Source organism: Arhodomonas sp. KWT (assembly GCF_010993615.1).
Map to the genome: position 1 here is coordinate 1 of NZ_WNXE01000102.1, position 10,638 is coordinate 10,638.

15 protein-coding genes are annotated in these 10,638 nt (G+C 71.5%); 11 read left to right on the forward strand and 4 right to left on the reverse strand.

Annotated elements, in window-relative coordinates; translation table 11 throughout:
* Positions 1–29: 29 nt before the first annotated feature.
* The 3 genes from G7A99_RS13235 to pilG all read right to left on the reverse strand — a co-directional run bounded on the left by G7A99_RS13235 (position 30) and on the right by pilG (position 1,388).
* The gene (locus G7A99_RS13235) at positions 30–575 is read right to left on the reverse strand and encodes a chemotaxis protein CheW (RefSeq protein WP_018718740.1); all 546 of its coding nucleotides are present in this window, start codon (positions 573–575) and stop codon (positions 30–32) included.
* A gap of 7 nt (positions 576–582) precedes the next feature.
* A complete protein-coding gene (locus G7A99_RS13240; RefSeq protein ID WP_018718739.1) occupies positions 583–948 on the reverse strand; it encodes a PleD family two-component system response regulator in 366 nt (121 codons plus the stop codon).
* Positions 949–1,010: 62 nt separating this feature from the next.
* Complete coding sequence (gene pilG / locus G7A99_RS13245) at positions 1,011–1,388, reverse strand: twitching motility response regulator PilG (protein WP_040409542.1); 378 nt, start codon at positions 1,386–1,388, stop codon at positions 1,011–1,013.
* A 268-nt stretch (positions 1,389–1,656) separates the two neighbouring features.
* Between pilG and gshB the strand changes: the two genes are divergently transcribed.
* From gshB to G7A99_RS13300, 11 genes are read left to right on the forward strand one after another with little or no spacing between them, the layout of a single operon-like run.
* A complete protein-coding gene (gene gshB, locus G7A99_RS13250) occupies positions 1,657–2,607 on the forward strand; it encodes a glutathione synthase (protein ID WP_163140864.1) in 951 nt (316 codons plus the stop codon).
* Positions 2,607–3,653, forward strand: a complete 1,047-nt coding sequence (locus tag G7A99_RS13255) for an FAD:protein FMN transferase (protein ID WP_163140866.1) — start codon at positions 2,607–2,609, stop codon at positions 3,651–3,653. Before gshB ends, G7A99_RS13255 begins: the two co-directional genes overlap by 1 nt.
* Positions 3,650–4,009, forward strand: a complete 360-nt coding sequence (locus G7A99_RS13260; RefSeq protein WP_163140869.1) for a NusG domain II-containing protein — start codon at positions 3,650–3,652, stop codon at positions 4,007–4,009. The genes G7A99_RS13255 and G7A99_RS13260 overlap by 4 nt, the downstream gene beginning before the upstream one ends.
* Positions 4,006–4,560: a Gx transporter family protein gene (locus G7A99_RS13265; protein WP_163140870.1), complete on the forward strand. Its 555-nt coding sequence runs from the start codon at positions 4,006–4,008 to the stop codon at positions 4,558–4,560. Before G7A99_RS13260 ends, G7A99_RS13265 begins: the two co-directional genes overlap by 4 nt.
* Entirely contained in the window at positions 4,547–5,461 is a 915-nt protein-coding gene (locus G7A99_RS13270; RefSeq protein ID WP_163140871.1) for an energy transducer TonB, read from the forward strand. The genes G7A99_RS13265 and G7A99_RS13270 overlap by 14 nt, the downstream gene beginning before the upstream one ends.
* A 53-nt stretch (positions 5,462–5,514) precedes the next feature.
* The gene (locus tag G7A99_RS13275; protein ID WP_163140872.1) at positions 5,515–6,078 is read left to right on the forward strand and encodes a YqgE/AlgH family protein; all 564 of its coding nucleotides are present in this window, start codon (positions 5,515–5,517) and stop codon (positions 6,076–6,078) included.
* Entirely contained in the window at positions 6,071–6,517 is a 447-nt protein-coding gene (gene ruvX, locus G7A99_RS13280; RefSeq protein ID WP_163140873.1) for a Holliday junction resolvase RuvX, read from the forward strand. Before G7A99_RS13275 ends, ruvX begins: the two co-directional genes overlap by 8 nt.
* Entirely contained in the window at positions 6,514–7,023 is a 510-nt protein-coding gene (pyrR, locus tag G7A99_RS13285) for a bifunctional pyr operon transcriptional regulator/uracil phosphoribosyltransferase PyrR (protein ID WP_163140874.1), read from the forward strand. The genes ruvX and pyrR overlap by 4 nt, the downstream gene beginning before the upstream one ends.
* Positions 7,020–7,988 (forward strand): aspartate carbamoyltransferase catalytic subunit, encoded by a 969-nt coding sequence (locus tag G7A99_RS13290; protein WP_018718729.1) that lies wholly within the window; start codon positions 7,020–7,022, stop codon positions 7,986–7,988. Before pyrR ends, G7A99_RS13290 begins: the two co-directional genes overlap by 4 nt.
* Positions 7,988–9,277 carry a dihydroorotase gene (locus G7A99_RS13295; RefSeq protein ID WP_163140875.1) on the forward strand — a complete coding sequence of 430 codons (1,290 nt, stop codon included), beginning with the start codon at positions 7,988–7,990 and terminating at the stop codon, positions 9,275–9,277. Before G7A99_RS13290 ends, G7A99_RS13295 begins: the two co-directional genes overlap by 1 nt.
* Positions 9,274–9,975, forward strand: coding sequence for a hypothetical protein (locus tag G7A99_RS13300; RefSeq protein ID WP_163140876.1), 702 nt, complete (start codon positions 9,274–9,276; stop codon positions 9,973–9,975). Before G7A99_RS13295 ends, G7A99_RS13300 begins: the two co-directional genes overlap by 4 nt.
* A 12-nt stretch (positions 9,976–9,987) precedes the next feature.
* On the opposite strand, the gene G7A99_RS13305 is transcribed toward G7A99_RS13300, so the two are convergent.
* Positions 9,988–10,638: ATPase, T2SS/T4P/T4SS family (locus tag G7A99_RS13305; RefSeq protein WP_163140879.1), on the reverse strand; the 651-nt coding region annotated here is incomplete at its 5' end.

Here is a 10,638-nt window from a genome sequence, read left to right on the forward strand (position 1 = left end):
TGGCAAGACTTGCCGACCCGTACGCCGACCTAGGCCGACGCCCTGAGAAAGGCGGGATCCCCGGCCAATGCACTCATACTGAATACCGGCCAGCGGCTGCCGGCCTGCTCGAATACCGCGGTGATGTAATCCGCCGCCGCGCCCTGGGCGGCGCGCTCGTCCTCGCCCGGCATCCGCTCCGCCGCCGCCGGCAGATGGCGCATGCCGTAGAGCTCATCCACGAGCACCCCCGCCTGGGCATCGCCCTGGGCGATAACCAGCACCCGCGCCACCGGGCTGTCCGCCGCTGCCCCCAGCCCCAGGAAGGCGCCGAGGTCGGAGACGGGCACCAGTGTGCCGCGGATGTTGGCGATCCCGAGCACCCAGCCCTGCGCGTGGGGCACACGCGCCAGCGCCGGCGGCGTCACCACCTCCATGACCTCGTCCATGGGCGCGAGGAGGTGACGCGAGCCGAGCCGGAACGCGACCCCTGCCCATTCGCTGGGGGCCTCCTCGCGCGCGGGCAGCGCCGCCTGCGAGGCCAGCCCCAGACGCTGGAGGCGGCGCAGCTCGGGGAAGGGTGCGATTGCCTGCATGGCCGTTTCAGCCACCGAGCGCGGCGCCGATCTTGTCCAGCAGCTCGTCCTCGGTAACCGGCTTGGTGATGTAGTCCATCGCCCCCTGGCGTTTCGCCCAGATCCGGTCCGTCTCCTGGTCCTTGGTGCTGATCACCACGATCGGGATGGCGCTGGTGTCGGGGTCGCGCGAGAGCTTGCGCGTAGCCTGGAAGCCGTTCATCCCCGGCATGACGATGTCCATCAGGATGACGTCGGGGCGCTCGTTGCGCGCCCGGTCCATGCCCTGATCGCCATCCTCGGCGACGCTGACCTCATAGCCATGCTTCTCGAGCATGGTCTTGAGCACGTGGGTTTCCGTTGGTGAGTCGTCCACCACAAGGATGCGGGTCATTGCGCGTTCCCCCCAAGACAGGCGTCGTGCATCCAGTTGTTGTTTTCCGGGTCCGGACGCGACTACGCGGCCCGCGAAAGGTGGCGGCGTATGGCGCCCAGCAGTTCGTCCCGGGTAAACGGTTTGGTCAGGTACTGCTCCGAACCGACGATCCGGCCGCGGGCGCGATCAAAGAGACCGTCCTTGCTCGAGAGCATAATTACCGGTGTTCCACGAAAAGAGGAATTGTTCTTTATCAACGCACAGGTCTGATACCCGTCGAGGCGCGGCATCATGATATCGATGAAGATCACGTCGGGATGGTGATCGGCGATCTTCGCGAGCGCCTCGAATCCGTCCGTGGCGGTGATCACCTCGCAGCCCTCTTTCTTCAGCAGCGTCTCCGCGGTGCGCCGGATCGTCTTGCTGTCGTCGATGACCATGACCTTCAGGCCGGTCATGTCCTGCTCGTCGTTATCCACCACCGGACCCCCACCGGACGCCTTGCTTCACTATACCGCCCTGTGCGCGCCGCCGCCCCCGGACGACGCTGGAATCGAGTTTAATGACTGGGTCACTGCGGTACAATCGAAGCGCTTTTCGAATTTTTCCTGAGCGCCAGTATCGGCGTCTGGCCGGATTTTTCTGTGATCGTATCGACACGATACCGACCCGGGCACGGTGCCGGGCCGGGGCACCGATCACTCGCCAACACCTGAGGGACGGAGCATGAGCGTGCGCATCGGCGTGGTGATGGACCCCATCGCCCGGATCAAACCCTACAAGGACACCACCCTGGCGATGCTGCTCGAGGCCCAGCGCCGCGGCTGGGAGATCGCCTACCTGGAGCTCGGCGACCTGTGGCTGGACGACGGCGTCGCCCACGGCCACCAGCGCCGGCTCACCGTCCACGACGACAACCACCACTGGTTCGAGCTCGGCGAGGGCCGCAACGCACCGCTGGCCGAGCTCGACGTGATCCTCATGCGCAAGGACCCGCCGGTGGACTACGAATTCGTCTACGCCACCCACATCCTGGAGGCGGCGGAGCGCGAGGGCACGCTCGTGATCAACCGCCCGGCGGCGCTGCGCGAGGCCCAGGAAAAGCTGTTCGCGACGCACTTCCCGCAGTGCTGCGCACCGACCCTGGTGGACATGCACGCCGAGCGGCTGCGCGCGTTCATCCGCCGGCACGGCCGCGCGGTGCTCAAGCCGCTGCACGGCATGGGCGGCGACTCGGTGTTCGTGCTCGACGAGGGCGACCCCAACACCTCGGTGGTGCTGGAGACGCTCTCCGAGCGGGGCACCCGCTATGTCATGGCCCAGCGCTATCTCCCGGAAATCAGCGCCGGCGACAAGCGCATCCTGGTCATCGACGGCGAGCCGGTCCCCTACGCCCTGGCGCGGGTCCCGGCGGCGGGCGAGACCCGCGGCAACCTGGCCGCCGGCGGCCGCGGCGAGGGCGTGGAGCTCACCGAGCGCGACCGCTGGATCGTCGACGAGGTCGCGCCCGCGCTCAAGGCCCGGGGCATCTGGTTCGCCGGCCTGGACGTCATCGGCGAATACCTCACCGAGATCAACCTCACCAGCCCGACCTGCGTGCGCGAGCTCGACCGCTTCTACGGCATGAATATCGCCGGCGAGCTCTTCGACTGGATCGAGGCGCGGCTGCCGCGGTGATGGCGATACGGCGGCAGGCCGCGATCGCGCTGCTCGCCGCGGTGCTCCTGGCGGCCTGCAGCGGCACGGGATCGCCACCACGCAAGGCCCGGCTCTACGCCTTCGGCACGCGGGTGACCATCACCGCCTACGGGCTGGACGGCCCGGGCTTCGACGATGCCGTCGCAGACGCGCGGCGGCACCTGGAGACCTGGCACGGGCGCTGGCACCCCGACCGCGGCGACGGCATCGCCCGGCTCAACCGGCGGCTCGCCGCCGGCGATGCCGCCACCGTGCCCGAGGATCTGCGCCCGCTGCTGAGCCGCGCGGCGCGGCTGGAACACCGCAGCGGCGGACACTTCAACGCCGGACTCGGCGCCCTCGTCCGGCTCTGGGGCTTCGACGAGGCCACGGACCTGCCCTCCCGGCCACCCCCGGCGGGCGACGTCACGGATCTGGTTCACAAGCGCCCGTCGCTGTCCGCGCTGAGCCCTGGAGACGGTCGGCTGGAGGCCGGCCACACGGCGGTGCGCATCGATCTCGGCGGCTTCGCCAAGGGCGTGGCCGCGGGACGCCTGCGCACCCTGTTCCGCGACGCCGGCGCCGATGCGGTTCTGGTCAGCGCTGGCGGCGACATCGCCACGGCCGGCACGCCCGGCGACCGGCCCTGGCGGATCGGCATCCGTGCCCCGCGCGGCGAGGGCCTTATCGCCCGCGTGACGCTGCGCGCCGGCGAGTCCATCTTCACCTCCGGCGACTATGAGCGCTTCTTCGAATACGACGGCCGGCGCTACCACCACATCATCGACCCCGCCACCGGCCGCCCGGCCCGCGGCGTCCGCTCGGTGACCGTCATCGCTGACGACCCCGGGCTCGCCGACGCCGCGGCGACGGCCCTGTTCGTGGCCGGTCCCGGCGACTGGGTCGCCACCGCGCGGCGGCTCGGCATCGCCGCCGCGATGCTCGTCGACGGCAGGGGCGGCGTGCACCTCACCGACGCCATGGCCAAGCGCATCGAGCTGCAGGGAGACCCGGTACCCGATGTGGTCGAGCGGGTGACGCCATGAGCGTGACCGACGGCGTGATCGTCTGCCTCGCCGTGATCCTCGTGGCCGCCCTGCATGCGGGGCTCACGCCGGCGACGGCCAACGCCACCCATGCCGAGATCTGGGTGGGCGGTGCCCACCACCGGCGCGTGACACTGGAGGGCGATCACGAACTCACCGTGCACGGCGCCCTCGGCGAGACCCGGATCGCCGTGCGCGACGGGCGGATCCGCGTGCTCGACTCACCGGGCCGCCGCAAGCTCTGCGTGCACGCGGGCTGGCTTGCGCGGCCGGGGGAGACGGCGGTTTGCCTGCCCAACCGGGTCACGGTGACCGTCGAGGGCGACGGCCCGGGACTGGACGCCGTCAACCAGTGAAGGGCGGGACCACGGTCACGGCCACCCGCGCCGACGTGCGCATCGCCTGGCTGGCGGCCCTGGCGACGGCCATCCACGCCCTGGAAACCCAGCTGCCCTCGCCGGTGCCGGGCATCAAGCCGGGCCTGGCCAATGTGATCACGGTCTTCGCAGTGTGCCGCTACGGCTGGCGCGCCGCCGCCTGGGTGGCGGTGCTCCGGGTGTTCGCCGCCGGGCTGGTCCTCGGGACCTTCCTGTCGCCGGGATTCCTGCTCAGCGCCGCCGGGGCCACCGCCGCCGTGCTCGGCCTGGGGGTCGGGCGGCTGCTGCCCGGCACCCGGGCGATCGGCTACAGCACGCTGGCGGCCTGCGCCCACACCGGCGGCCAGTTCCTGCTCGCCTGGGGGCTGCTGGTGCCCCATCCGGCGTTGCCCTATCTCCTGCCGTGGCTGATGACCGCGGCGGTCGTGTTCGGGCTGGTGAACGGTATAATCGCACGCGCGGTGCTGCAGCGAATGCCCGCGGAGGACGGCGGCACGGCAACGCACGGGAGCGGCCATGGCGGCGACTGATACGCGCACGCGACGACTGACCCTCGCGGTCCTTTTCTCGGCAGGGGCACACCTGTTCGTGCTCCTCGCCGTGGGATTCACCTGGCAGCCGCCTCACCCCCGGTCCGCACAGCCGATGCTCGACATCGCTCTGGTCCGCGAGCAACCGAAGCCCGAGCCGCCCCCCGAGAAACCCGAATTCATCGCCAACGCGGACCGCAGCGGCGGCGGTGAGCAGACCGCCGCCGGCCCCCGCGAACCGGTGACGCCGCAGCCACCGGCCCCGAGGCCGCCGGCATCACCGCCACCCGCCGAGCCCGCGCCGGAACCGGAGCCTTCGCCAAAGCCGGCGCCGGCCCCGCAGCCAAGCCCCGAACCGCCGGAGAGGCCCGAGGTCGCCGGCAAGGCCGAGGAGAAGGCGACACCGCCCGAACCCGAGCCTGAACCGCAGCCGGAGAAGCCCCCGAAACACGAGCTCTCCGCCACCGACATCCTGCGCAGCAGCCAGGAGGTGGCCGCCAACGAGTCGTTCTCCCACTCGCGCTCGCCGGGGGAATCCGACTTCCCCGACAAACGGCGGATCAGCGCGAGCACCCGGGAGCACGCCGCCGCAGCCTACATGCGGAGCTGGATCGACAAGATCGAGCGCATCGGCAACATGAACTATCCGGAGGAGGCTCGGCGGCGCGGGCTCGGCGGCCGGCTGATCCTGGAGGTCACCCTGCGCCCCGACGGCAGCGTCGTGAGCGTGGACGTCCTCGAACCCTCCCGCCACCCGGTCCTGGATCAGGCGGCACAGCGCATCGTGGACCTCGCCGCCCCTTTCGCACCGGTACCGGAGCGCGTGCTCAAGGGCAACGATCTGCTGGTGATCACGCGCACCTGGGAGTTCAGCCGGGGACAGAACTTCAGCACCCACTGACGCCGGTCCCGGGGCTTGTGGGGGGCGAGAGCCATGGCGGATACTGTGCAGCCATGGGCAAAGGAAGCGATCTCACCAACCACCTGCTCATCGCCATGCCGAGCCTCGCGGACCCCAATTTCGCGCAGAGTGTCACCTATCTGTGCGAGCACACCGGGGAAGGCGCGCTGGGCATCGTGATCAATCGCCCCTCGGGGATCCGCGTCGGCGACCTCCTCGAGCACCTGGACATCCAGGTCGGCGACGCCGGCATCGCGGACCGGCCCGTATTCGCCGGCGGCCCCGTGCAGCGCGAACGCGGCTTCGTCCTCCACCGCCCGGTGGGGAACTGGGAGGCCAGCCGCGCGATCACCGACGAGCTCGCCATCACCACCTCCCGCGACATCCTCGAGGCCATCGCCCGCGGCGACGGGCCGGCAGACTGGCTGCTCGCGCTCGGCTACGCGGGCTGGAGCGAGGGCCAGCTCGAGGAGGAGCTGGCGGAGAACGCCTGGCTCAACGGCCCGGCAACCCCTGAGATCCTCTTCCAGCACCCTCTGGAGGAGCGCTGGCGCGCCGCCGCGGCACTGCTCGGCGTCGACCTGAGCCGGCTCTCGTCCCAGACCGGCCATGCCTGAGCGGGCCCGCGAGGGGCACTATCTGGGCTTCGATTTCGGCCTGGCGCGCATCGGTGTCGCCGTGGGCGAGCCGATCACGGGCGGCGCCCGGGGTGTCACCACGCTACAGGCCCAACAGGGCGCCCCGGACTGGGACGAGGTCGCCGCATTGATCGAGCACTGGCATCCGCTGGCACTCGTGGTCGGCGTCCCCCCGCAGCACGCCGACGGTACCGAGTCACCGGTGGCCCGCGCCGCCGACCGCTTCGCCCGCCGCCTGGCCGGGCGCTTCGCCCTGCCGGTCCACCGGACCGGCGAGGCGATGACCTCACAGGCCGCCCGGCAGCGCCTGCACGCTATCGGACACCCCGCGCGCGGGCGTCGGGACAAACACCGCATCGACGCAACCGCCGCGGCGGTGATCCTGGAACACTGGTTCGCCGAGGGAGGAACCGCATGACCCAGCTACCCCCGGCCAGCGAGCTGCTGACCCGGATGCAGTCCGGCATCGGCGAATGCATCGCCGGCATCGATCCGGCCCGGCTGGCGATGGTGGGCATCCACACCGGCGGCGTGTGGCTCGCCGAACGCCTCCACCATGCCCTGGGGATGGACGCCCCGCTGGGACGGCTGGACATCGGTTTCTACCGCGACGACTTCTCGCGTATCGGCATGCATCCGCGGGTCCGCCCCTCGGAGCTGCCCTTCGAGGTGGACGACCGCATCATCGTACTGGTCGACGACGTCCTCTACACCGGGCGCACCGTACGCGCGGCACTCAACGAGCTGTTCGACTACGGCCGCCCCGCCGCCGTGCGCCTGGCGGTGATGGTCGACCGCTGCAGCCGCGAGCTGCCGGTGTGCGCGGATGTCGCCGGCACCCGGATCACCCTTCCCGCCGGCCAGGCCGTGCGCCTGTCCGGCCCCGAACCCCTGACCCTGAGCATCGAGCGGCACGGCGAATGAGCGCACAGATCGACGACGAGGGGCGGCTGCGCCACTTCCTCACCACCGAGGGGGTGCCGCGGGCGCTGCTGGAGGACATCCTCGACACCGCGGAGTCGTTCACCGGGGTGATCGGCAAGTCCGTGAAGAAGGTCCCGCTGCTGCGCGGGCGCACGGTGATCAACCTGTTCTTCGAGTCCAGCACCCGCACCCGCACGACCTTCGAGCTCGCCGCCAAGCGGCTGTCCGCGGACGTCCTCAACGTCAACGTCGCCACCACCACGACCAAGGGCGAGAGCCTGCTGGACATGCTCCACAACCTGGAGGCGATGCAGGCGGACATGTTCGTGGTGCGTCACAGCGAGAGCGGCACCGCCGACTACATCGCCGACCACCTCGGCGAAGGCGTGGCCGTGCTCAACGCCGGCGACGGACGCCACGCCCACCCCACCCAGGCGATGCTCGACGCCTTCACCATCCGTCGCCACAAGGGCGCGTTCGAGCCGCTGCGCGTGGCCATCGTCGGCGACATCCTCCACTCCCGTGTGGCGCGCTCGCAGATCCACGCCCTCAACGGCCTGGGTACCGGCGAGGTCCGCGTGATCGCCCCGCGCACGCTGCTGCCCCGCGACATCGGCGAGCTCGGCGTGCACGTCCACCACGACCTGGACGAGGGTCTGCGCGACGTGGACGTGGTCATCATGCTGCGCCTGCAGCGCGAACGCATGCAGGGCGCGCTGCTGCCCAGCGAGGAGGAATACTTCGAGCACTACGGGCTGACCGAGGCACGACTGGCTGCGGCCAAGCCGGACGCCATCGTCATGCACCCCGGGCCGATCAACCGCGGCGTGGAGATCGACAGCGACGTGGCCGACGGCCCGCGCTCGGTGATCCTGGAGCAGGTCACCAACGGCATCGCCGTGCGCATGGCGGTGATGTCCATGGTCATCGGCGCCCGCACCGAGAGCCAGCGGGAGGAGGCGTGATGCGCATACTCATTCGCGGCGGACGCATCATCGACCCCCGCAGCGGCATGGACCGCACCGGCGACCTCGCCGTGAGCGACGGCCACGTCGCCCACTGCGGCGATGTCCCCGACACGTTCGCCGCGGACGAGATCTTCGAGGCCGCCGGCCATATCGTCTGCCCCGGGCTCATCGACCTCGGCGCCCGCCTCGGGCGGCCGGGCCCGGAGCACCCGGACACCATCGCCGGCGAGGCCCATGCCGCGGCCGCGGGCGGCATCACCACCCTGGTGTGTCCGCCGGACACCGACCCGCTGATCGACGCGCCGCCGGTCGCCGAGCTCATCCACCGCCGCGCCGGCGAGGCCGGCGGCGCCCGCGTGCTGCCGGTGGGCGCGCTCACCCGCGGCCTCGCCGGCGAGCAGCTCGCCGAGATGGCGACCCTGCGCGCCGCCGGCTGTCCGGCGGTGGGCGACGGCGGCCGCCCGGTGGCCGACACCCTGGTGCTGCGCCGGGCGCTGGCGTACGCGGCGACCTTCGGCCTCCCGGCGATGATTACGCCGCTGGACCCCTACCTGGGCACGGCCGGCTGCGCCCATGAGGGCGCCGTCGCCACCCGGCTGGGGCTGCCGGGCGTCCCCACCGCCGCGGAGACCGCCGGGATCGCCCGCTGCCTCGCCCTCGCCGCAGAGGGCGAGGCGGACGTGCACTTCAGCCACCTCTCCACCGCCGAGGCGCTGACCCTGCTGCGCCAGGCTCGCGCGGACGGTGCCCGGGTGAGCGCCGACGTCACCCTCGCGCAGCTGTTCTTCACCGAGCAGGACCTCACCGGCTACGACGCGCGCTTCAACCTGCGCCCGCCGCTACGCACCCTCGCCGACCGCGAGGCGCTGCGCCGCGCAGTGGCCACGGGGGACATCGGCGTAATCTGCTCCGGTCATCACCCCCTCGGGGGCGACGCCAAAGACGGGCCCTTCGCCACCACCAGCCCCGGCGCGAGCGGCGTGGACACCTTCCTGCCCCTGCTCCTGAGGCTGGTCGAGACCGAGGTCCTGTCGCTCGCCGACGCGATCGCGCGGGCCACCAGCGGTCCGGCCGCGGTGCTGGGCCTGGATACCGGCACCCTGGCCCCCGGCGCCCCCGCGGACGTCTGCGTGTTCGATCCGGACGCCGTGTGGTGGTGCCGGCGCGAGACCCTCCGCAGCCGCGGGCGCAACTCGCCGTTCCTCGGCTGGGAGATGACCGGGCGCGTGCGCTACACACTGGTCGACGGACGGCTCGTCCACCGCGACGACGCCGCTACGGCATGAGCACCGCCTGCCGTGTTGTCGGCTGCGACCGCGTGGCCGGGGGCTGGTGGTGGCTGCGCCTGACCGGCATCCCGGCGGACGAGGCCGCCCCCGGGCGGTACTGCCGCATCATCCATGCGGGCCGCCCGAGCGTACTCCCGCTCAGCCATGCCAGTGCAGAGGAGGGCTGGACCGGCGGGCTCCTGCCCCCGGGGGCCCTGGCAGCGCCGCCGACCGCCGGCACGCGGGTCACCGCGGACCCGCCCGGGGGGCACGCCCTCGCGACCTCGTACCCCGCCCCACCGGTGATCGTCGCGGAGGGGATCGGCGTGGGGCCGGCGCTGGCCCTGGCCGAGCGCTGCGCACCCGCACCGCGGCTCGTTCTCATCGGCTGCTGGCAGGCGCCGCCCGCCCGACTGTGCCCGTCACGCTTCCTGACCGCCGGCCTGCCGCCGGAGGCGATCGCCGGGATCGCGCCGCTGGAGGATGCCGGCGTTCCGGCCCGGGTCGCGAGCCGCGCCGGAGAACCGGGCTGCTTCGAGGGGGAAGTGATGGAGATGCTCCAGCACTACCTCGCCGGGCTCACGCCGGAGGAGACGCGAGCCGTCCCGCTGGCCGCCTGCCTCCCGGCGGGTGCGCTGGCTGCGGAGATGGACGGACTGCGGGAGGCGCTCGCCAGCCTCGAACTCGCCCGCCTGCCGCCGGGGGACGGGCAGTAGCCGCGGCGACGATTACTCGTCCTTGAGGCTCATGCTCTCCGCGGCCTCCTCCATCTTGCCGCGGCTGCCCTCGTCGCCGAGCTTGATCATCAGCCGCACCTCGTTCTGCGAGTCGGCGTGGCGGAGTGCTTCCTCGTAGGAGATCATGCCGTCGCGGTAGAGCCGGTAGAGGTTCTGGTCGAAGGTCTGCATCCCCATCTCGGTGGAGCGCTTCATGATCTCCTTGAGCTCGTGGACCTCGCCCTCGTGGATCTTGTCCTGCACCAGCGGCGAACCGATCAGCACCTCGACGGCGGGCACGCGGCCCTGGCCATCCGGCGTGGGGATGAGCTGCTGGGCGATGATCGAGCGCAGGTTGAGCGACAGGTCGGTAAAGAGCTGGTCCCGGCGGTCCGCCGGGAAGAAGTTGATGATCCGATCCAGCGCCTGGTTGGCGTTGTTGGCGTGGAGCGTGGCCAGGCACAGGTGCCCCGTTTCCGCGAAGGCGATGGCGTAGTCCATGGTCTCGCGGGAACGGATCTCGCCGATGAGGATCACGTCCGGCGCCTGGCGCAGGGTGTTCTTCAGCGCCACCTCGAAGGAGTCTGTGTCGAGCCCCACCTCGCGCTGCGTGACGATGCAGTTGTTGTGCGAGTGGATGTACTCGATGGGGTCCTCGATGGT

Coding starts and splice junctions, on each gene's coding strand:
- G7A99_RS13235 (WP_018718740.1), bottom strand. CDS start 575: ATGCAGGCAATCGCACCCTTCCCCGAGCTGCGCCGCCTCCAGCGTCTG.
- G7A99_RS13240 (WP_018718739.1), bottom strand. CDS start 948: ATGACCCGCATCCTTGTGGTGGACGACTCACCAACGGAAACCCACGTG.
- pilG (WP_040409542.1), bottom strand. CDS start 1,388: ATGACCGGCCTGAAGGTCATGGTCATCGACGACAGCAAGACGATCCGG.
- gshB (WP_163140864.1), top strand. CDS start 1,657: ATGAGCGTGCGCATCGGCGTGGTGATGGACCCCATCGCCCGGATCAAA.
- G7A99_RS13255 (WP_163140866.1), top strand. CDS start 2,607: ATGGCGATACGGCGGCAGGCCGCGATCGCGCTGCTCGCCGCGGTGCTC.
- G7A99_RS13260 (WP_163140869.1), top strand. CDS start 3,650: ATGAGCGTGACCGACGGCGTGATCGTCTGCCTCGCCGTGATCCTCGTG.
- G7A99_RS13270 (WP_163140871.1), top strand. CDS start 4,547: ATGGCGGCGACTGATACGCGCACGCGACGACTGACCCTCGCGGTCCTT.
- G7A99_RS13275 (WP_163140872.1), top strand. CDS start 5,515: ATGGGCAAAGGAAGCGATCTCACCAACCACCTGCTCATCGCCATGCCG.
- ruvX (WP_163140873.1), top strand. CDS start 6,071: ATGCCTGAGCGGGCCCGCGAGGGGCACTATCTGGGCTTCGATTTCGGC.
- pyrR (WP_163140874.1), top strand. CDS start 6,514: ATGACCCAGCTACCCCCGGCCAGCGAGCTGCTGACCCGGATGCAGTCC.
- G7A99_RS13290 (WP_018718729.1), top strand. CDS start 7,020: ATGAGCGCACAGATCGACGACGAGGGGCGGCTGCGCCACTTCCTCACC.
- G7A99_RS13295 (WP_163140875.1), top strand. CDS start 7,988: ATGCGCATACTCATTCGCGGCGGACGCATCATCGACCCCCGCAGCGGC.
- G7A99_RS13300 (WP_163140876.1), top strand. CDS start 9,274: ATGAGCACCGCCTGCCGTGTTGTCGGCTGCGACCGCGTGGCCGGGGGC.